This window comes from Streptomyces sp. NPDC030862, from assembly GCF_055571835.1.
The window spans coordinates 334,174-354,011 of record NZ_JBVIEN010000009.1 but is presented as its reverse complement, the minus strand read 5'-3'; the positions used below and the strand labels follow the sequence as shown (position 1 = coordinate 354,011).

The window sequence follows — 19,838 nt, the reverse complement described above, 5'->3', positions numbered from 1 at the left end:
ATTCAAGGTCGGCTGGAATTCATCGTTCCGCCATCTTGAGAGTCGGTAAATTCCTTTACTCGGTTACGTTATTCTTGGGGGAATGACCTCACTCGACGCTGAACTGAGCAAGGAACGGGCCCACCACGACACCTGCCGCGCCGCCCTCGTCCGGATGGCCGAAGGTGCCGAACGCCACGTCGTCACCGGCGAGGACGTCTCCGCCTCCGGCGCCGACGCCGAAGCGCTCGGCTACCAACTCCGCAGCCATGCAAAGCGGTTGCGTGAGGAGCGGCCGGGCCCGCTCTTCTTCGGCCGGCTCGACCACGCGGACGGGCAGTGCCACCACATAGGCCGCCGCCGCATCGCCGAGCACCCCGCCTCCCCGCCGCTCGTCATCGACTGGCGCGCCCCCGTCGCGCGCGCCTTCTACCAAGCGAGCGCCCGCGATCCCCAGGGCGTACGGGTACGGCGGCGGTTCGGCTGGGCCCCGTACAGCGACGGCGACTCGGCGGACCTCACCGCCCTGGAGGACGAGCACCTGACGGCCGGGGAGGCCCTCGCCGGGGAGGCTCTCTCTGGGGCGATCCTCGCCGGGGAGATCGAGCGGCCCCGCGTCGGGCCTATGCGGGACATCGCCGCCACCATCCAGCCCGAACAGGACGATCTCGTACGGGCCGACCTGGCCCTCTCCCTCTGCGTGCAGGGCGCGCCGGGCACCGGCAAGACCGCCGTCGGACTGCACCGGGCCGCGTACCTGCTCTACACCCACCCGCGGCGCATCCACCGCGGCGGCCTGCTGGTCCTCGGGCCGAACCGCACGTTCCTGACGTACATCTCCGAGGTGCTGCCCGCGCTCGGCGAGGGGGACGTACGGCAGTCGACGGTCGAGGACGAGATCGCGCGGGGCCACGAGGTCCGGGCGTACGACACGCCGGAGGCGGAGGCCGTCAAGCACGACGCGCGCATGGCGGGGGTGCTGCGCCGGGCGCTGTACGCGAGGGTCGGCGCGCCGGCCGAGCCGTTGGTGGTTCCCGACGGCTCGTACCGGTGGCGCGTGCCGCTGGACGAGCTGGAGCGGCTCGTCGCCGGCGTACGCGCCGAGGAGCCCCCCTACGCCGTGGGGCGTGAGCGGCTGCGGAGCCGGGTGGTGCGGGCGATCCAGGAGCAGGCCGAGCGGCGTGCCGGGCCGCGGGGCGGTGCGTGGGTGCGGAAGGTGGAGCGGGCGCGGGCGGTGACGGCGCTCGTGGACGCGTGCTGGCCGAAGGTGACGCCGGAGGAGGTGCTGGCCGGGCTGCTGGCCGATCCGTGCGACGAGGCGCTGTCGGGGGAGGAGCGGGCGGCGATCCGGTGGCCGCGGGCGCCGCGTTCGTACCGCTCGGCGCGGTGGACGGCGGCGGACCTGGTGCTCCTGGACGAACTCGCCGGGCTCGTCGAACGCCCCGAAGGCTACGGCCACATCGTCGTCGACGAGGCGCAGGACCTCTCGCCGATGCAGTGCCGCGCCATCGCGCGCCGCGCCGGCTTCGGCTCCCTGACGGTGCTCGGCGACCTGGCGCAGGGCACCACGCCGTGGGCCGCCCGCAGGTGGCCGGAGCAGCTCGCGCACCTGGGCCGGCCGTCCGCCGAGGTGGTCCCGCTCACGGCCGGCTACCGCGTCCCGGAGGCCGTCGTGGAGCTCGCGAACCGGCTGCTGGGCGCCTTGGACGTCGACGTACCGCGCCCCCGGGCCATGCGGCCGGGGGGCGAGGTGGCGGTACGCCGGGTGGAGCGGGGGTCCCTCGCGGCCGCGGTGGTCGAGGCCGTACGGGCGGCGCTCGGCCGCGAGGGCTCGGTCGGCGTGATCGCCGCCGGGCCGACGGCCGAGCTGCTGCGGGGCGCACTGGCGAGCGCGGGGGTGGCGGACGCGGGGGTTGCGGCGGCGGACGGCGGGGTCGTGGACGCGGAGGCGGCGGATGCGGGGGTGGCGGTGCCGCGGGTGACGGTGCTGCCCGCGGCGCTCGTGAAGGGCCTGGAGTTCGACCACGTCGTCGTGGCCGAACCCGCCGAGATCGTGGCGGCCGAGCCCCGAGGGGTCCACCGGCTCTACGTGGCGCTCACGCGCGCGGTCTCCCGGCTCGACGTCCTGTACTCCGGCGAGCTGCCGGCCGCGCTGCGGGCCTGAGGCGCGCGCGGCGCTGTGCGCAGCACCAGGACCGCGACGGCGAGGGCGGCGACGATCAGCCCCGCGCCGACGGTGAAGGCCAGCCGGTAGCCGCTGGTCAGCGCCTCGGCCTGGGGCGTGCCGGCCGAGAGCAGGCCCTCGGTGCGGGAGGCGGCCAGGGTGGAGAGGACGGCGACGCCGAGCGCCATGCCGATCTGCTGCGTGGTGGTGAACAGCCCGGAGGCCAGACCCGCGTCGTCCTCGCCCGCGTCCGACATGCCGAGCGTCGTGAGCGCGGGCAGCGCGAGCCCGAACCCGGCCGCCAGCAGCATCACGGGCAGCAGGTCGGTCACGTAGTCGGCGTGTACGGGGACGCGGGCCAGCAGCCCGAGGACGCCGAGCAGCAGGCCCAGGCCCACCAGCAGGACCGTGCGCTCGCCGAAGCGGGCGTTGAGGCGGGCGGAGACGCCCAGCGACACCGCGCCGATGACCGCGGCGGCGGGCAGCATGGCGAGACCGGTCGCGGCGGCGCCGTACCCGAGCACCTTCTGGAGGTAGAGCGCCACGAGGATCTGGAAGGAGAACAGCGCGGCCACCATGAGGACCTGGACGAGGTTGGCGCCGACGACGCTGCGCGAGCGGAGGATGCGCAGCGGCATCAGCGGCTGCGCCGCGGCGGCCTGCCGTACGACGAACCCGGCGAGCAGCGCGAGGGAGAGGGCGCCGAGGCCGAGGGTGGGCGTCGAAGTCCAGCCGTACTCCTCGACCTTGACGACCGTGTAGATGCCCAGCATCAGGCCGCCGGTGACGAGCAGGGCGCCGATCACGTCGGCCCCGGCGGCGAGGCCGAGGCCGCGGTCGCGGGGGAGGGCGGGGACGGCGGCGGCGAGGGCGGCGAGGCCGATGGGCAGGTTGATGAAGAAGATCCAGTGCCAGGCGAGCGCGTCGGTCAGGATCCCGCCGAGGACCTGGCCGAGCGACGCGCCCGCCGCGCCGGTGAAGCTGAACACGGCGATGGCCCTGGCGCGTTCGCGCGGCTCGGTGAAGAGCGTGACGAGGATGCCGAGGCTGACGGCGGAGGCCATCGCGCTGCCGGCGCCCTGGAGGAACCGGGCGGCGATCAGGACGGCGGGGCTGGTGGCGAGCCCGGCGAGCAGCGACGCCGCGGTGAAGACCGCCGTGCCCGCCAGGAACATCCGCTTGCGGCCGATGAGGTCGCCGAGCCGCCCGGCGAGCAGGAGCAGGCTGCCGAAGGCGATGAGGTAGGCGTTGACGACCCAGCTGAGGCCGGCCGGCGAGAAGCCGAGGTCGCTCTGGATGGCGGGCATCGCGACGGTGACGATGCTGCCGTCGAGGACGGTCATCAGCATGCCGGTGGCGATGACGCCGAGGGCGAGGGGGCGTGAGGGTGCCCGAGAAGTCATGGACATGACGGTCTCTCCTGTCGATGCGGCGAGGGCGCGGCGAGGACGATGGGAGTGACCGTAGCAGATAGTTTTGTTACAGACGATCTCTTTCGGGATCGGCTTACGGGGGGTGTGGTGGCGTGTCAGGCCTGACGGGCCCGCCGGGCCGGGCGCGGGCTCTCCACAGGTTCGGCCAGGTGGCCGCTGACCAGGTGGTTCAGGGCGCGCAGCAGGACCTCGCGGTCCCCGTCGGGGATCGAGGAGAGGGCCTCCGCGTGGACGCGGTCGACGATGGCCTGGCTCTGCCGGGCGACCTTCGCGCCCTCCTCGGTGACGGCGATGATCCGCGCGCGCCGGTCGCGGCTGGAGGGCCGGCGCTCGGCGAGGCCGGCCTTCTCCAGGGCGTCCACCGTCACGACCATCGTCGTCTTGTCCATGTCGCCGATCTCGGCCAGCTGGATCTGGGTGCGCTCCTCCTCAAGGGCGTGGACCAGGACGCAGTGCATGCGGGCCGTCAGGCCGATCTCGGCGAGGGCGGCCGACATGCGGGTGCGCAGGACGTGGCTGGTGTGGTCGAGGAGGTAGGAGAGGTCGGGTTCGGTGCGCGCTGGCGACATGGCGGTCATGCCGCCAGCGTACAACTCGGTCCGTACCGGATAATCCGAAACTGGACGTCTGGTGGCGGCCGGCTCGCTCCGAACCGGACGTCTCGTGGTGACCGGCTGGTTCAGAAGCGGCCGGTGACCTTGTCGGGCGTCACGCGCACGGTGAGCCGGTCGCCGTCGGGGGCGCTTCCGCCCATGAACGTGGCGAAGTCCTGGCCCGTGTACTTGAGCGAGAGCTCGTCCGCCAGCTCACCCGTGGTGTCCGGGGTGAGGGTGGCGGTGCCGCGCACGGCGGCGTAGGTGTACGGGTTCTCGGGCGGGTTGATCATCACGGTGACCCGCGGATCACGGGTGAGGTTCCTGCCCTGCGTGCGCTGCGCCGTGGTGGAGAAGACGAGGTCCTCGCCGTCCCGCTTGATCCAGACGACCGTCAGGTGCGGCTGCCCGTTGGGAAGTACGGTCGCGACGGTCGCGAAGACCTTCTGCTCGTCGATGTACGTCTTCAGCTCGTCCGAGAGGCTGGCTGTCACGTTCGGATGCTCCTTCGGGGTCCGGCGGTTCTCCGTAGACCCCAACACCCGTACGCCGCCGCCGAATTCCGGCCGGACACGACCGGGTCCGGCCGAACTCGACCGCGTTCGGAGGCCCGGCGGGCCCAATGTGCCCTCACCGGGGGCCGATCGGCGCCGGCCGTCCTACCGTGGTGTCATGGCCGACACACCCAACCCCCTGACCCGGCTCACCCTCGACCAGCTCCGCCGCCGCACGAGCGCCAAGTGGCGCGCCTACCCCGAGGACGTGCTGCCGCTGTGGGTGGCCGAGATGGACGTACCGCTGGCCGAACCGGTCGCGCAGGCGCTCAACGACGCGGTCGCGCTCGGCGACACCGGGTACGCCTCCGGTACGGGGTACGCCGAGGCGCTGGCGGACTTCGCCGAGCGGCGATGGGGCTGGGACGGCGTCGCCGTGGAACGTACGGCGCTGGTCGCCAACGTCATGCAGGGCGCGGTCGAGCTGCTGAAGGTGATCACCGGGCCCGGTGACACCGTGGTGGTCAACAGCCCCGTCTACCCGCCCTTCTACGCGTTCGCCGAGCACATGGGCCGGCGGGTGGCGGAGGCGCCGCTGGGCGAGGACCTGCGCATCGACTTCACCGTCCTGGAGGAGGCGTTCCGGGGCGCGGTGGCGGGCGGGCGGCGGGCCGCGTACCTGCTGTGCAGCCCGCACAACCCGACCGGCACCCTGCACACCGCCGACGAGCTCGCGGCGGTCGCCGCGCTCGCCGCCCGCCACGGCGTGCGCGTCGTCGTCGACGAGATCCACGCCCCGGTGGTGGAGCCGGGGGCCACCTTCGTGCCGTACCTGAGCGTGCCGGGCGCCGAGAACGCCATGGCGCTGACGTCCGCGTCCAAGGCGTGGAACCTCGCGGGCCTCAAGGCGGCGATCGCCCTCTTCGGCCCGGCGGCCGCGGCCGACCTCGCGCGCCTCCCGGAGGAGGTGAGCCACGGCCCGAGCCACCTCGGCGTCCTGTCCCACACCGCCGCGCTGCGCTCGGCCACCGACTGGCTCGACGCCCTCAACACGGGCCTCGCCGCCAACCGCCGCCTGCTCGCGGACCTGCTCGCCGAACACCTGCCCGCCGTCACTTACCGCCCCGCCGAGGCCACCTACCTCGCCTGGCTCGACTGCCGCGCCCTGCCCCTCGGCGACGACCCGGCCGCCGCGTTCCTCGACCGCGGCAGGGTGGCCCTGAACTCGGGCCTCCCCTTCGGCACCGGCGGCGCGGGCCACGTCCGCCTGAACCTGGCCACGTCCCCGGACCTGCTGACGGAGGCGGTCAGGCGGATGGCGAAGGCGGTGCCGTGACGCGGGCGCGGGGGCGGGCGCGGGTGCGGGCCACGCGCCTCACCGCACCTCGACGCTGCCGCACGTGAACGTCGTCCCCTCCAGCAGCTCCGCCGTGAGGGCGACGCCGGTCAGGTGCTCGGCGAGGGCGAACGCGGCCGGGCCGGAGAGGTCGGGTTCCGGGGCGTCGCCGTCGCCGAAGTGGAAACCGATGCGGTGCATGGCGTCCAGGAGGTCGTCGGGCGTGGTGCCGCTTGCCGTCCGTACGACGGGAGAGGCCGAAGGCCGCGTCACCGACCGCCTCCGACAGCCGCGCCCCGGCCGCGATGCCCGCCGTGGGTGCCATCGTTGGAAACGTGACTTTCACGTACGACGACATCGCGGAGCAGCAGGCGGACATCGCGCGCCTGCTGCTCCACCACATCCACGCTCCCCTGCCCGACGGCAGCTTCATCCGCGGTGTCCTCCCCTCGCCGCCCCCTGCCGAGACGGTCCGGATCGCCACCGGCCCTCAACGCGTGAGCAGCCCCGGTGACGTGATGGTGTGGGAGATCCCGCTGCGTGCCCTCGACGACCCTGAGGAGCCGGCGAGCCCGCACGACGTCCTCGGCATCGTCCGGGCCTTGAGCACCGGCACTCAGGTCTTCTCCAGCAGCCGCGTCGGCACGGTGATGGGCATGACCCTCATCCAGGTGGACCCGGCGCCCGTCGACCCCGTCGACCCGGGGGAGTACGACAACGCCTTCACCGTCCTGCGCACCCTCACCTACCCCTGGACCGAAGAACAGCCCGACCCGCGCCTGCGCGGTTTCCTCCTCCAGGGCCCCGACCGGATGCGCTTGTACCTGGACCGCGAGGAAGACACCGACGTGGTCGCCGCCGACGTCCGGCCCTCCGGCGCCCTGACCGCGCTGCTCGCCGCCCTGCCCTCCCTCATCGAGGAGAGCGAACGGACAGTGCCGGGCGGCATCGACGACCCGCACTGCTCCCGCCTGGTCGACCTCACCGACTGGTGACCCTCCGCCGGGAGCGACACACCTGCAAGCATTCGCTTGCAAAAGTTAGCAAGAGTGGTGCACCATCGACCCATGGCATCGCTCAACGTCGGCAATCTCGGTGAGTACCTGCGCGAGCAGCGGCGCAACGCGCAGCTGTCGTTGCGGCAGCTCGCCGATGCCGCCGGGGTGTCCAATCCGTATCTGAGCCAGATCGAGCGCGGGCTGCGCAAGCCGAGCGCGGAGGTGCTCCAGCAGGTCGCCAAGGCGCTGCGGATCTCCGCGGAGACGCTGTACGTACGCGCCGGGATCCTGGAGGAGCGGGAGCGCGAGGAGTTGGAGACGCGCGCCGTCATCCTCGCCGATCCGTCGATCAACGAGCGGCAGAAGCAGGTGCTGCTCCAGATCTACGACTCGTTCCGCAAGGAGAACGGGCTCGATACGGACACCAGCGAGGACGGCGCCTCACCCGAAGTCTGACCCACCCGCGTTCCCGGAGGATCCACAGTGGCCATCATCGAAGAACTCCGTACGCCCCTCTACTTCGCCGCCGGTACGGCGAACCTGGCCGTGCAGCAGGCCAAGAAGGTGCCCGGTCTGATCGAGCAGCTCAAGGCCGAGGCGCCGGCGCGGATCGACGCGGTGCGCAACACCGACCCCAAGGCCGTACAGGAGAAGGTGGCCGCCCAGGCCAAGGAGGCGCAGGCCACCGTGCAGGCCAAGGTGGGCGAGGTGCTCGGCTCCCTTGAGCCGGACCTGAAGAAGCTGGGCGAGACCGCCCAGGACCTGGCGCTGCGGAGCGTCGGCGTGGCCGCCGAGTACGCCATCAAGGCGAAGGAGACGTACGAGAAGGTCGCCGAGCAGGGCGAGCAGGCCGTCCGGCAGTGGCGCGGCGAGGCCGCCGAGGAGCTGACCGAGATCGCCGTGGCCGTCGAGCCGGACGCCGCACCGAAGAGCGAGCCGAAGTCCGAGGCGAAGACCGAGCCGAAGAGCGAAGCGAAGTCCGCCACGGCGGAGAAGTCCGCCGCCCAGCGGACCGCTCCCGCCAGGAAGGCCCCCGCCGCCCGCAAGCCCGCGGCGAAGAAGCCCACGGCACCGGCCGAGAAGTGACCCTCACCGCCCCGCCGCCGCACGCGGCGGGGCGGGGCTCGTGGGAGTACCTTGGCGGCGAGGGAGTGCCCGCACAGGAGTGTCGTCCGCCCACGGGGCGGGCAGACGGGACGTCGCGGACACGACCGAGGGGCTTACATCACTGGTGAGGCGGTGCTCAGCATGTTGATTGAGGGATTCACGTCGTTCCTCTCCTTGATCTACCTGGCGATCCTGGTGATCGCGGTCGTCGCGTTCTTCCTCGCGGCGACGGCCCGCGAGGACGCCTACCGCGCCGCCGACAAGCAGACCAAGACCTTCTGGTTGATCCTCCTCGGCGTGACGGTCGCGGTGAACCTGCTCGTGCCGTGGCTCTTCCTCCAGCTGGCGGGGCTCGTCGCGTCGATCGTCTTCATGGTCGACGTACGGCCCGCCCTCCAGCAGGTGTCGGGCGGCGGCCGGCGCGGCGGCGGCTCCAGCAGCGACGGGCCGTACGGGCCGTACAACGGCGGCCGGTAGCCCGCGCTCCCGACTAGTGGCCCGCGACGCGCGCGTCGCGGGCCAGCAGCAGGACCGCCACGTCGTCCGTCAGCTCGCCGCCGTTCAGGTCGCGGACCCGCGTCACGGCGGCGTCCAGCAGCGCCTCGCCGGTCAGGCCCGACGACAGCTGCTCGTTGATCATCGCGAGCATGCCGTCCTGGCCCAGCCGGGGCGAGCCCGGCCCCGCCGAGCGGCCCTCGATCAGGCCGTCGGTGTACATCATCAGGTTCCACGAGCCGCCCAGCTCCACCTGCCGGCGCGGCCAGCGGGCGCGCGGCAGCAGGCCGAGGGCCGGGCCCCCGTCCTCGTACGGCAGCAGTCGCGCCGCGCGGCCCCGGCGGGCGATCAGCGGCGACGGGTGGCCCGCCAGGCACAGCCCGGCGCGGCGGCCGTCGGGCGCGATGTCCACGGTGCACAGGGTCGCGAAGATCTCGTCGTTCTCGCGCTCGTGCTCCAGCACCCGCTGGAGCGTCGACAGCAGCTCGTCCCCGCAGAGCCCCGCGAAGGTCAGCGCCCGCCACGCGATCCGCAGCTCCACGCCGAGCGCCGCCTCGTCGGGCCCGTGCCCGCACACGTCGCCGATCATCGCGTGCACGGTGCCGTCGGGCGTGCGCACGGTGTCGTAGAAGTCGCCGCCGAGCAGTGCGCGCGAGCGCCCCGGCCGGTAGCGGGCCGCGAACCGCAGGTCCGAGCCCTCCAGCAGCGGCGTCGGCAGCAAGCCCCGCTCCAGGCGGGCGTTCTCCTGCGCGCGCAGCCGCGACTCGGCCAGCTTCACCTGCGCCGAGTCGGCGCGCTTGCGCTCGACGGCGTACCGGATGGCCCGGCTGAGCAGCGGCCCGTCGAGCTCCTCGCGGAAGAGGTGGTCCTGCGCCCCGGCGCGTACGGCCTCGGCGGCGAGCTCGGGCTCGCCGGACGTGGCCAGCGCCAGCACGGCGTGGCGCGGCGCGAGGCGCAGCACGTGGCGGAGCGCCGCGAGCCGGTCGGCCGCCTCGTCCTGCCGGGGTGCCGGCAGCGCGAGGTCGACGAGGACGCAGTGGACGTCGTCGGTGAGCAGCCGTTCGGCCTCGGTGAGGTTGCGGGCGGTGCGTATGCGGACCCGGGTGCCGGAGGCGTCCACCAGCTCCGGGACGGTGAAGGCGCCCACCGGGTCGTCCTCGATCACCAGGAGCGTGAGCGTGAGGCTGAGGTCCGTGGTCCCGGCGGTTTCCGCGACGGCGGCGGACGCGGCCTGGCCTGAGTCCACCCTCTGTCGCGGTACGGGTACGGGCATCGGTCTGTTTCCTTCCCTCCCCCCGAGGGCGCGGTGGCGCGCCGGTCGACACACCACCAGCCGGGACCATAGCGGTACGCGACGGCCGAACGGAATGGTGATCGGCGAAGAGCGGGTGGCATATGCCGTACGGAGGGAGGTAGTTGGGCATCGGCCCATGACGAACATCACGCGCCCGATGTTGGGCGGGTCACATCCGACAAAGGCTATTTGTCCGGGCGTACGACGCCGAGGATCCGCATCGAGCCCGCCCCGGCCAGCGTCACGTTCCGCCCCGGGCGCGGCGCGTGCACGATCATCCCGTCGCCGACGTACATGCCCACATGGCTCGCGTCGGCGTGGTAGATGATCAGGTCGCCCGCCCGCATGTCCCTGATGTCGATGCGCGGCAGCAGCCGCCACTGCTCCTGGGAGGTGCGCGGGATGGCCTTCCCGGCCGCGCCCCACGCCCGCTGCGTCAGCCCCGAGCAGTCGTACGACCCCGGGCCCTCCGCGCCCCACACGTACGGCTTGCCGATCTGGGCGGTGGCGAACTCGATCGCCTTCCTGCCCTGCGCGCTCGCGCTGCCGTCGACCCCCTTCAGCACGCCGGAGCCCAGCCACGCCGTCTGGGCCCGCGACTGCTCCTGCTGCTCCAGCAGCAGCAGCCGCTCGCGCTCCTCGGCCTCCAGCTGCGACTCCAGCTTCTCGGCCGCGGCGATCTTGGACTCGATGTCCTTCTTGGCCTTCGCCTGCTGGGTGCGGTGGCTCTCCAGCCGGGTCCACTCGGTGCTGGCGTCGGCGGTGTACGTCTCCAAGTCGGTCTGGGCGCGGCTCAGTTCGCCGAGGAGGTCCTGCGTGGCCTTCTGGCCCTGCTGGAGGCGCCCGGCGCCGTCGAGGAAGCGCCGCGGGTCGTTGGCGAGGACGAACCTCGCCTCGTCCGGTATGCCGCCGTTGCGGTACTGGGCGCGGGCGGCCGCGCCGGCCCGCCTCTTCAGGTCGTCGATCCGGGCCTGGCCGTCGACGATCGCCTGCGCGAGCCGTACGACCTCGGCCGACTGCTTCCGCGCCCGCTCCTCGGCGAGGTTGTACGCGTCGGTGGCGGAGGCGGCCTGCCGGTAGAGGCCGTCGATCTCCGCGCGTACCTCTTCGAGGCTCCGGCGCGGCTCCGGCGGCGGGGTGGGCGCGGCGTACGCGGATGAGGTGTACGAGGGTGAGGCGAGCACCGTCAGGGCGCAGACCAACGTGATCGCGGCGGTGACGCAACGGCGTCGGTTCACGGAATCCCCCTCTGGCCCGGCACCTGATTTACCGTCAGTAACTTTTCGCGGACTCCGCGATGGTGCCATGCCCTACGGCAAAGTAACAGGGGGTTCGTGCCCCGACCGGAGGCGGCTACGAGCCGCCCCCGGGCGCCAGCGCCGACCACTCCACCGTGAGCTCGCCCTGCCGCCACCGCCGCCGCCCGTCCGCCAGCGGCCAGTCCTCCGCCAGCGCCCGCGCCGTCGCGATCCACCGCTGCCGGGCCCCCAGCGAGGCGTACGGCGACGCCGCCGCCCACGCCCGGTCGAAGTCCCGCAGGAAGGCGTGCACCCGCTCGCCCGGCACATTGCGGTGGATCAGCGCCTTCGGCAGCCGCTCGGCCAGGTCCGACGGCCGCTCCAGCGACCCCAGCCGCGTGGCGAACGTCACGGTGCGCGGCCCCTCGGGCCCGAGCGCCACCCACACGTGCCGCCGCCCGATCTCGTCGCAGGTCCCCTCCACCAGCAGCCCCCCGGGCGCGAGCCGCGCGCACAGCCGCTCCCACACGGCGGCGACCTCGCCCTCGTCGTACTGGCGCAGCACGTTCGCGGCCCGGATCAGCGCCGGGGCGCCGTCCACCGGGACCTCGAAGCCGCCGTGGACGAAGGTCAGGCCCTCGCGCGCGTACGGCTGGGCGGCCGCGACCCGCGCGGGCTCGATCTCGATGCCGACGACCCGGGCGCGGGGGTCGGCGGTGCGCAGCCGGGCCAGCAGCTCGACGGCGGTCCACGGCGCGGCCCCGTACCCGAGGTCCACCGCGACCGGGGCCGCGGCGGCGCGCAGCAGCGCCGGGCCGTGGACGGCCGCGATCCAGCGGTCCATGCGGCGCAGGCGGTTGGGGTGGGTGGTCCCGCGTGTGGTGGTGCCCACGGGGCGGGTGATGCGCGGGGCCATGCGATCGAGGGTAAATGATTTGGCAAACCGGAAATGAAAGGGCGTATTCCGCTGTTGAGCGCGGGAGAGAGGATCGACCCGCGCATCCTCCTTTTGTCATGTCTGAAGGACTGCGGAAGGACGCCGACGTGAGCCAGTACGTGTCCCGGTTCGCCGGCACCCTGGCGGCCGCCACGCCGTCCCGGCTGCGGCTGCCCGGCCGGCCCCGGACGCCTCGCCGGATCGCCATGCTCAGCGTCCACACCTCACCGCTCCACCAGCCGGGCACCGGCGACGCGGGCGGCATGAACGTCTACATCGTCGAGCTCGCCAAGCGCCTCGCCGCGATCAACATCGAGGTCGAGATCTTCACGCGCGCCACCGCCGGCGGCCTGCCCCCGGCCGTCGAGCTCACCCCCGGCGTTCTCGTCCGGCACGTGGACGCCGGTCCGTACGAGGGGCTCGCCAAGGAGGAGCTGCCGGCCCAGCTGTGCGCCTTCACGCACGGCGTGATGCAGGCCTGGGCCCGGCACCGGCCCGGCCACTACGACCTCGTCCACTCCCACTACTGGCTCTCCGGCCACGTCGGCTGGCTCGCCGCCGAGCGCTGGGGCGTCCCGCTCGTCCACGCCATGCACACCATGGCCAAGGTCAAGAACGCCTCACTCGCCGAGGGCGACACCCCCGAGCCCGCCGCCCGCGTGATCGGCGAGACGCAGATCGTGCGCGCCGCCGACCGGCTGATAGCCAACACCGCGGGCGAGGCCGACGAACTCACCCGCTTCTACGAGGCCGACCCCGCCAAGGTCGCCGTCGTCCACCCCGGCGTGAACCTGGACCGTTTCCGGCCCGCCGACGGCCGCGCCGCCGCCCGCGCCCGGCTCGGGCTGCCCGCCGACGCCTTCGTCCCCGTCTTCGCCGGGCGCATACAGCCGCTCAAGGCGCCGGACATCCTGCTGCGCGCGGCGGCCCGGATGCTGGAGCGGGACCCCTCCCTGCGCACCCGCATGATCGTCCCGGTGGTCGGCGGCCCCAGCGGCAGCGGCCTGGCCAAGCCCGAGGGCCTGCAGAAGCTCGCCGCGCGGCTCGGCATCGCCGACGTCGTCCGCTTCCACCCGCCGGTCGGGCAGGAGCGGCTCGCCGACTGGTTCCGGGCGGCGTCCGTGCTGGTCATGCCCTCGTACAGCGAGTCCTTCGGGCTCGTCGCCATCGAGGCGCAGGCGGCCGGCACCCCGGTCGTCGCGGCCGCCGTCGGCGGCCTGCCGGTGGCCGTGCGGGACGGCGAGACCGGCTTCCTGGTGCGGGGCCACGACCCGGCGGCGTACGCGCACGTCCTGCACCGCCTCGCCGACGACCCGGCGCTCACTGCCCGCCTGGGCGAGGCGGCGGCGCGCCACGCGAGCTCCTTCGGCTGGGACACGGCGGCGGCGGCGACGGCCGACGTGTACACGGCCGCCCTGCACGAGCACCGGCGTCACGTACGCTCCCACCATGGCTGACGCAGCGCACGCAGACGCACGGCACACGATCGAGACCGCGCTGGACGACGCCGGGCTGACCTGGGAGTCCCCGGCCCCCGGCACGTACGTCGTCACGCTCCCCGGCACGAAGAAGCTCTCCACGACCGTCTCCCTGCGGGTCGGCAACCACTCCCTCTCCCTCAACGCCTTCGTGATCCGCCACCCCGACGAGAACGAGGCGGCCGTCCACCGCTGGCTGCTGGAGCGCAACCTCAAGCTGTACGGCGTGAGTTACGCGGTCGACGGCCTCGGCGACATCTACCTGACCGGCAAGCTGCCGCTCGCCGCCGTCACTCCGGAGGAGCTGGACCGGCTGCTGGGGTCGGTGCTGGAGGCGGCGGACGGGGCGTTCAACACGCTGCTGGAGAAGGGGTTCGCGACGGCCATCCGCAAGGAGTACGAGTGGCGCGTCGCGCGCGGCGAGTCGACGCGGAACCTGGCGGCGTTCACGCACCTGACGACCCCTCGGTCGCAGTCGCAGTCGTAGCCCTCGTCCGACGGCCGAGGTCCGGTCGTAGCTAGGCGCTGACTTCGGGCTTGGGCTTCCGGTCGCGCGCGGGGCCCGCTGCCTCCGCCACCCGAGCCGCCTCGGTGGCGGCAGCCGCTTCCGCGGCCTCGACGGCGGCCGCTTCGACCGCAGCCGCTTCGGCGGCCTCGACGGCGGCGGCCTCCGCCGCTTCGACCGCGGCGGCCTCCGCCGCCTCCACCGCGGCCGCCTCCGCCGCCAGCGCCCGCCGCAGCAGCAGCGCGTACCCGGCGGCGGCCGTGGTGCCGACCACCGCGCAGCCCAGCCACAGGACGTCCGGGCCGGGGCCGCTGATGACCCAGCCGGCCACGATCGGCGCGATGAACCCGCCCAGCGACCAGGACATGCCCATGACGCCCTGATACCGGCCGCGGGCGTGCGCCGGGGCGAGCCGGGCGGTCGCCGCGGCGTTGGTCGGCACGTGCACCATCTCGCCGATCGTCCACACCACCACGGTCGCGGCGAAGAGCAGCGGCGTACCCGCCAGCGCGGTCGCGCCCGTACCCACCGCGAAGAGCAGCGACGAGACGGTGAGGAGGGCGACCGGCGACCGCTTCTCGGTGACCTTGTTGACGAGCAGCTGGAAACCGACGATGACGACACCGTTGACGGCGATGACCACACCGTACGCGTCCGGCTCCAGCCCCTCCTGGGCCATGGTGAGCGGCAGGCCGACCCACGGGACGGAGAAGACGGTGCAGACGAGCAGGTTGAGCAGTACCAGGGTGCGGAAGGGTCCGTCGCGCAGCACGTCCAGCATGGAGATCCGCTGCTCGTCGGCGGCGCCCTCCTTCGCGGCGGCACTGCCGGCCGCCGGCGCCGTCGGCCGCGTCTCCGGCAGCCGCAGGAAGACGATGAGCGCACACAGCGCGGTCGCGGCCGCGTCGACCAGGAACAGGGTCCGGTAGCCGAGGAAGATCGCGGCGCCGCCGCCGATCGCGGCGATGGCGAAGCCGAGGTTGAGGGCCCAGTAGTTGAGGGCGTACGCGCGCCGGCGGTCGTGGTCCGGCACCTGGTCGGCGATGGTCGCGCCGATGGCGGGCCGTACGGACTGCATGGCCACGCCCATCAGGAGCACCACGACGGCGACGCCCCAGGTGCTGGTGACGAAGGCGAGCGCCGCCGCGCCCGCGGCGGCGGCGAGGTGGCCGGTGACCATGGTGGGCCGTCGCCCCCACCGGTCGCTGAGCATGCCGCCGAGCGGGGACCCGGCGATGCCGCCGAGCCCGTGGAGGGCGACGACGAGGCCCGCGTACCAGGCGGAGAAGCCCAGCTCCTGGGTGAGGTAGAGGGAGAGGAAGGTGAGGACGAAGGCGCCGGTGCGGTTCACCAGCGTCGAGGTCCACAGCCACCAGAAGCCGGGGGGTAGCCCCGACACGGTTCCGCGGAGGGACTGCCGGAGTGAGGCTGTGGACACGTGTACTCCCCTGTAAGCGCCCGAGATAGCGAGCGCAACTTACAAGCGGGTCGCTCCACCGAGCCACTGAATTGACGCGAGCCGTCAACCGTCAGCCGCGTCCATTAATCTCGTACGCATGGCCGACGCACCGTACAAGCTGATCCTCCTCCGCCACGGCGAGAGCGAATGGAACGCGAAGAACCTGTTCACCGGCTGGGTGGACGTCAACCTCACCGAGAAGGGCGAGAAGGAGGCAGTCCGCGGCGGTGAGCTGCTCAAGGACGCCGGTCTGCTCCCCGACGTCGTGCACACCTCCCTCCAGAAGCGCGCCATCCGCACCGCGCAGCTGGCGCTGGAGTCCGCCGACCGCCACTGGATCCCGGTCCACCGCTCCTGGCGCCTGAACGAGCGGCACTACGGCGCGCTGCAGGGCAAGGACAAGGCGCAGACCCTCGCCGAGTTCGGCGAGGAGCAGTTCATGCTGTGGCGCCGCTCGTACGACACCCCGCCGCCGGTCCTCGCCGACGACAACGAGTTCTCGCAGGCGGGCGACGCGCGCTACGCCACCATCCCGCCGGAGCTGCGCCCCCGCACCGAGTGCCTGAAGGACGTCGTCGTCCGCATGCTGCCGTACTGGTACGACGACATCGTCCCGGACCTCCTCGCCGGCCGCACGGTCCTCGTCGCCGCCCACGGCAACAGCCTGCGCGCCCTGGTCAAGCACCTGGACGGCATCTCGGACACCGACATCGCGGGCCTGAACATCCCGACGGGCATCCCGCTCGTGTACGAGCTCGACGCCGACTTCAAGCCGGTCACGAAGGGCGGCACGTACCTCGACCCGGAGGCGGCGAAGGCGGCCATCGAGGCGGTCAAGAACCAGGGCAAGAAGTAAGCACAGCTGAAGAAGCCCCCTACCTGCGGTTCTTCCCTCAGGAGGGGGCTCTTCTATGGGCTGGGGCCGTGTCTGGGCCGTCGCGGTCAGATGCGGTGCAGTCTCACCCGGACCGACACGAGGAAGGCCAGCGGGAGGACAGCGACGGGTTCGGCGCCGACCCACATAGCAAGGGTCGAGCCACCGAGGCCGACCAGCACGAGCGGCAGCTCACGGGGGATGAGGTCGATACGCAGACCGCATCGTGGCACCATGGGCTTCTCCGTAGGGCACATGACTTCTCCTATATCAGCGGTGAATAAGCGTGCCGGCGGGGTGAGGGGCCGCTCATGGCAGTGAGCGGCCCCTCTTGTTTCCCTCGGCGCGTAGGGGACTTTAGCGACCCGGTGGGGAGTGTCACAAACCCGCAGCTAAAACCGCTTGAGTGAGCCCTTCACTCAGTCTTGCGGTGCTATCAGAACGGTGCAGCCTTGGTGGTAGAGCCGAGACGTGGTGACGGTAAAAAACGGAAAACCGTTGAACCATTGAACCGTTGAAGCGGTATTTCGGTGGGTACTCGCCCGCCCGCCCGCCCGCCCGGCTGGTCGCCCGCCTGGCCGCCCGCCCGCCCGCCCACCTGGCCGCCCGCCCGGGCGGGAGCGCAGAGGTGAACGTGGACCGGGACCTTGGGCGCGGCGGTATCAAATCACGGTTGGTGATTTCAGATGCTAGCTTCGGTGATTCTCAATCTGTGATTTGGCGCGGCGGTACCAAATCACGGTTGGTGATTTCAGATGCTAGCTTCGGTGATTCTCAATCTGTGATCTGGCGCGGCGGTACCAAATCACGGTTGGTGATTTCAGATGCTAGCTTCGGCGCTTCGTGGGTGATGTTTTCGAACTGGGCGGTGAGGGTGAGGTTGCGCGGGGTCAACCTCGGCTAGGCGAAGACGGGCGCAATCGCCTTGCGGGTGCGCTCCTGGCTGGACGGCTTGAGGTGTGCGCACACCCGCGGGATCAGGCCCGGGTCCGAGTGGCTCTCACAAGCGAGTCGGGTTAGCTACGAGGCATGTTCCGACCTGGCCGACGCCAGCATTGGCAACGTGGCCGAGGACGGCGGGGCGCAGCGAGGCAGACGCGCGCGTCAATCGGCCGGCGTTCTCGCCGGCGTGGCTGACTAACGTCGGTTGAGGCTCAGACGCGACGCGTCGAGGGCGCCGGCCGTCAGAGGGGGCGGCGTGCCGGGCCATCTCTGGGCCGTCCCAAGCCGCTCGACAGTGGCCAATGACGACCAACGACGACCACCAGGCGCACGGCCCCACTGCCGCTGTGCAGGGAAAAGCCAGCTCCCCAAGATCCCCGACAAGATCCAGGGCAAGGAGTAACAAACGCCCACGAACGAGCCCCTTGCCTGCGGTTTCCCGCAGGCAAGGGGCTCGTTGCTATGCGGGCCCCGCCCAGGCCCGCGCTCCGACAGCGCGGAAAGCGGCGACGGCCGCCTCGGCGTCCTCTCGCGGTGCGCCGTCAAGGATCACGGCGGGCACCTGCATGGCCAGGGCCCTGCTGCGCCAGAGGCTCAGACCCGTCAGCCGGCGTACGACCTGGGCGACGTCCAGCGCACGCGTGCCGGGGTCGGTGAGCACCACGTGATGAGGCACGTCGTCGCACACCGACAAGAAGTCCTCGCCGGCCATGGCCCCCTCCTCCCTCGTCCCCCTCCGCCCCGGCGCGTCACCGGGGCCTGAAGACCCCGGGGCGGCAAGGGACTTGTCATTGTCCACCTCCCCGCGGCGCTGGCAGACTGCCGCACCATGGCGAACAGCGGACTGTGGGTCGGCGTCCTCACCGCGCTGACCGCGCTCGCGGCCAGCTACATCACCGCGCGGGCGACCTCGCGCGCCGCGCTGGTGCAGGCCCGGACGGTCGTGGTGGCGGAGGCGCTGCGCGAACAGCGGGAGCGGCGCCGTGCCACCTACCGGGAGATGATGGGCTGCGCGCACGCCTTCTTCGAGATCACCTGGCAGATCAACGACGTCGACGCCGCAAGCGACCGCGAGACGAAGGACCGCCTGCTGACGCGGATGTACGAGCGCACCGCGCCCGCCATCGCGGCCATGAACCGGGCCAACCACGAGGTGCGCCTCGACGGCCCCGCCGAGGTCTCCGAGGCCGCGGAGCACGTACGGCAGCTGAGCCGCCGCCTGCAGCCGCTGCTCAAGGCGCTCATCGGCGACGACAGCCCCGAGCGCAGGCACGCCTACGACGCCGCGTTCGTCGAACTGCGGGACGCGTACCTCGCCTTCATCGGCCTGGCCCGCCACACGCTGGAGGTCACGGACGACGGCCGGCAGCGCTGAGCCCCGCCCGGTCGTCCGGACGGGGCCCGCGCCTACGCCCGGCCGCTCAGCCGCAGCAGCCGCCGCACTGGCACGGCGCGCCCGACTGGCAGCCGCAGCCGCAGCCCGAGCCGCAACCGCAGGCGCCGAGGACGGGCAGGTGGACCACTTCGACCGGTGCTGCTTCCTGCTGGGTGCCGCTCACGGGGGAATCTGCCATGGGGTCCCTCCTCAAAGGCGTACGTTCGAAGGCGTACGTCACCTCTCCCCATTGCATGCCCACCCGCCAGGGCGCATCAACGGCGCACAGAGGCCCGACCCCGACGGGGAGGCGACCGTCAGGCGCCCTCGACCGGGGCCTCCGCCTGCTGGAGCTCGTCCGCGTGCTCGCCCGTCACCAGGTACACCACGCGCTTGGCCACCGACACCGCGTGGTCGGCGAAGCGCTCGTAGTAGCGGCCCAGCAGCGTCACGTCGACCGCCGTCTCGATGCCGTGCTTCCAGCGGTCGTCCATCAGGTGCTGGAAGAGCGTGCGGTGCAGGCGGTCCATCTCGTCGTCGTCGTGCTCCAGCTGGAGCGCCAGGTCGACGTCCTTGGTGATGATGACCTCCGCCGCCTTCGCCATCAGGCGCTGCGCCAGCTGGCCCATCTCCAGGATGGTGGCGTGCAGGTCCCGCGGCACCGCGCGGTTCGGGAAGCGCAGGCGAGCCAGCTTGGCGACGTGCTGGGCGAGGTCGCCGGAGCGCTCCAGGTCCGCGCTCATCCGCAGCGAGGTCACCACGATGCGCAGGTCCGTCGCGACGGGCTGCTGGCGCGCCAGCAGGGCTATGGCCCGCGCCTCCAGGTCGTGCTGGAGGTCGTCGACCTTCTGGTCGGCCGCGATCACGGCCTCCGCCAGCTTCAGGTCCGCGTCGAGCATCGCCGTCGTGGCGCGCCCGATCGCCGACCCGACCAGCCGGGCCATTTCGACCAGGCCCTCGCCGATCGAGTCCAGTTCCTCGTGGTACGCGTCCCGCATGGATGTCCCTCTCTCAGTGCGAACCTCAGGGGTCCGGGGTGGGCTCGGGCCCCTACGTTCCCACGGTCCGAGCCGAAAAAGTCCGGGGCCTCCCTCTCAAGTGAACCGTCACTTTCCCCTCGGTGAACTCTGAGCGACG

Annotated in this window: 22 protein-coding genes; 10 read left to right on the top strand and 12 right to left on the bottom strand. The window is 72.5% G+C overall.

Features of this window, described 5'->3' with window-relative positions; genetic code table 11:
• The first annotated feature begins 82 nt into the window (after positions 1-82).
• Positions 83-2,143: a HelD family protein gene (locus tag ACZ42X_RS25140; protein WP_468294252.1), complete on the top strand. Its 2,061-nt coding sequence runs from the start codon at positions 83-85 to the stop codon at positions 2,141-2,143.
• Here the strand turns inward: ACZ42X_RS25140 and ACZ42X_RS25135 are convergent.
• The 3 genes from ACZ42X_RS25135 to ACZ42X_RS25125 form a co-directional block, all read right to left on the bottom strand.
• Complete coding sequence (locus ACZ42X_RS25135; RefSeq protein ID WP_468294440.1) at positions 2,065-3,546, bottom strand: MFS transporter; 1,482 nt, start codon at positions 3,544-3,546, stop codon at positions 2,065-2,067. The genes ACZ42X_RS25140 and ACZ42X_RS25135 overlap by 79 nt on opposite strands.
• Positions 3,547-3,671: 125 nt before the next feature.
• Positions 3,672-4,154, bottom strand: a complete 483-nt coding sequence (locus tag ACZ42X_RS25130; protein ID WP_468294249.1) for a MarR family winged helix-turn-helix transcriptional regulator — start codon at positions 4,152-4,154, stop codon at positions 3,672-3,674.
• Between the two features lie 101 nt (positions 4,155-4,255).
• Complete coding sequence (locus ACZ42X_RS25125; protein ID WP_468294245.1) at positions 4,256-4,663, bottom strand: PPOX class F420-dependent oxidoreductase; 408 nt, start codon at positions 4,661-4,663, stop codon at positions 4,256-4,258.
• A 178-nt stretch (positions 4,664-4,841) separates the two neighbouring features.
• Here ACZ42X_RS25125 and ACZ42X_RS25120 point away from each other — a divergent pair, with 178 nt between their 5' ends.
• Complete coding sequence (locus ACZ42X_RS25120; RefSeq protein ID WP_468294242.1) at positions 4,842-5,999, top strand: MalY/PatB family protein; 1,158 nt, start codon at positions 4,842-4,844, stop codon at positions 5,997-5,999.
• 39 nt (positions 6,000-6,038) lie between these two features.
• Here ACZ42X_RS25120 and ACZ42X_RS25115 read toward each other — a convergent pair whose 3' ends face one another.
• Positions 6,039-6,272 (bottom strand): DUF6461 domain-containing protein, encoded by a 234-nt coding sequence (locus tag ACZ42X_RS25115; protein WP_468294239.1) that lies wholly within the window; start codon positions 6,270-6,272, stop codon positions 6,039-6,041.
• Positions 6,273-6,334: 62 nt separating this feature from the next.
• Between ACZ42X_RS25115 and ACZ42X_RS25110 the strand changes: the two genes are divergently transcribed.
• The 4 genes from ACZ42X_RS25110 (at position 6,335) to ACZ42X_RS25095 (ending at position 8,581) form a co-directional block, all read left to right on the top strand.
• Entirely contained in the window at positions 6,335-6,994 is a 660-nt protein-coding gene (locus ACZ42X_RS25110) for a hypothetical protein (protein WP_468294236.1), read from the top strand.
• Between the two features lie 72 nt (positions 6,995-7,066).
• Positions 7,067-7,453, top strand: coding sequence for a helix-turn-helix domain-containing protein (locus tag ACZ42X_RS25105; protein WP_361417072.1), 387 nt, complete (start codon positions 7,067-7,069; stop codon positions 7,451-7,453).
• 27 nt (positions 7,454-7,480) lie between these two features.
• The gene (locus ACZ42X_RS25100; RefSeq protein WP_468294233.1) at positions 7,481-8,083 is read left to right on the top strand and encodes a hypothetical protein; all 603 of its coding nucleotides are present in this window, start codon (positions 7,481-7,483) and stop codon (positions 8,081-8,083) included.
• A gap of 162 nt (positions 8,084-8,245) precedes the next feature.
• Entirely contained in the window at positions 8,246-8,581 is a 336-nt protein-coding gene (locus ACZ42X_RS25095; RefSeq protein ID WP_468294230.1) for a DUF2516 family protein, read from the top strand.
• Positions 8,582-8,594: 13 nt separating this feature from the next.
• On the opposite strand, the gene ACZ42X_RS25090 is transcribed toward ACZ42X_RS25095, so the two are convergent.
• From ACZ42X_RS25090 to ACZ42X_RS25080, 3 genes are all read right to left on the bottom strand, one after another.
• Positions 8,595-9,872: a PP2C family protein-serine/threonine phosphatase gene (locus ACZ42X_RS25090; RefSeq protein ID WP_468294227.1), complete on the bottom strand. Its 1,278-nt coding sequence runs from the start codon at positions 9,870-9,872 to the stop codon at positions 8,595-8,597.
• Positions 9,873-10,078: 206 nt separating this feature from the next.
• Positions 10,079-11,131, bottom strand: a complete 1,053-nt coding sequence (locus tag ACZ42X_RS25085; protein ID WP_361417084.1) for a C40 family peptidase — start codon at positions 11,129-11,131, stop codon at positions 10,079-10,081.
• A 115-nt stretch (positions 11,132-11,246) separates the two neighbouring features.
• Positions 11,247-12,047, bottom strand: a complete 801-nt coding sequence (locus ACZ42X_RS25080) for a class I SAM-dependent methyltransferase (protein WP_468294224.1) — start codon at positions 12,045-12,047, stop codon at positions 11,247-11,249.
• Between the two features lie 128 nt (positions 12,048-12,175).
• Between ACZ42X_RS25080 and mshA the strand changes: the two genes are divergently transcribed.
• Complete coding sequence (gene mshA, locus ACZ42X_RS25075) at positions 12,176-13,525, top strand: D-inositol-3-phosphate glycosyltransferase (protein ID WP_468294436.1); 1,350 nt, start codon at positions 12,176-12,178, stop codon at positions 13,523-13,525.
• Positions 13,518-14,033 carry a type III secretion system chaperone family protein gene (locus tag ACZ42X_RS25070; protein WP_468294221.1) on the top strand — a complete coding sequence of 172 codons (516 nt, stop codon included), beginning with the start codon at positions 13,518-13,520 and terminating at the stop codon, positions 14,031-14,033. The genes mshA and ACZ42X_RS25070 overlap by 8 nt, the downstream gene beginning before the upstream one ends.
• 31 nt (positions 14,034-14,064) lie before the next feature.
• Here ACZ42X_RS25070 and ACZ42X_RS25065 read toward each other — a convergent pair whose 3' ends face one another.
• On the bottom strand, positions 14,065-15,450 hold the full coding sequence (locus ACZ42X_RS25065; protein WP_468294218.1) for an MDR family MFS transporter: 1,386 nt from the start codon (positions 15,448-15,450) through the stop codon (positions 14,065-14,067).
• A gap of 157 nt (positions 15,451-15,607) precedes the next feature.
• Between ACZ42X_RS25065 and ACZ42X_RS25060 the strand changes: the two genes are divergently transcribed.
• Positions 15,608-16,366, top strand: a complete 759-nt coding sequence (locus ACZ42X_RS25060) for a phosphoglyceromutase (protein ID WP_468294215.1) — start codon at positions 15,608-15,610, stop codon at positions 16,364-16,366.
• Positions 16,367-16,452: 86 nt separating this feature from the next.
• On the opposite strand, the gene ACZ42X_RS25055 is transcribed toward ACZ42X_RS25060, so the two are convergent.
• A complete protein-coding gene (locus ACZ42X_RS25055) occupies positions 16,453-16,620 on the bottom strand; it encodes a hypothetical protein (protein ID WP_468294213.1) in 168 nt (55 codons plus the stop codon).
• A 1,166-nt stretch (positions 16,621-17,786) separates the two neighbouring features.
• Positions 17,787-18,038 carry a ribosomal protein L7/L12 gene (locus ACZ42X_RS25050; protein ID WP_468294210.1) on the bottom strand — a complete coding sequence of 84 codons (252 nt, stop codon included), beginning with the start codon at positions 18,036-18,038 and terminating at the stop codon, positions 17,787-17,789.
• Positions 18,039-18,155: 117 nt separating this feature from the next.
• Here ACZ42X_RS25050 and ACZ42X_RS25045 point away from each other — a divergent pair, with 117 nt between their 5' ends.
• On the top strand, positions 18,156-18,701 hold the full coding sequence (locus ACZ42X_RS25045; RefSeq protein ID WP_468294207.1) for a hypothetical protein: 546 nt from the start codon (positions 18,156-18,158) through the stop codon (positions 18,699-18,701).
• Between the two features lie 46 nt (positions 18,702-18,747).
• On the opposite strand, the gene ACZ42X_RS25040 is transcribed toward ACZ42X_RS25045, so the two are convergent.
• Together ACZ42X_RS25040 and phoU are read right to left on the bottom strand one after the other, a co-directional pair.
• Positions 18,748-18,900, bottom strand: coding sequence for a hypothetical protein (locus ACZ42X_RS25040; RefSeq protein WP_355355655.1), 153 nt, complete (start codon positions 18,898-18,900; stop codon positions 18,748-18,750).
• A gap of 118 nt (positions 18,901-19,018) precedes the next feature.
• Positions 19,019-19,699 (bottom strand): phosphate signaling complex protein PhoU, encoded by a 681-nt coding sequence (gene phoU, locus ACZ42X_RS25035; RefSeq protein WP_361417108.1) that lies wholly within the window; start codon positions 19,697-19,699, stop codon positions 19,019-19,021.
• Positions 19,700-19,838 lie beyond the last annotated feature (139 nt).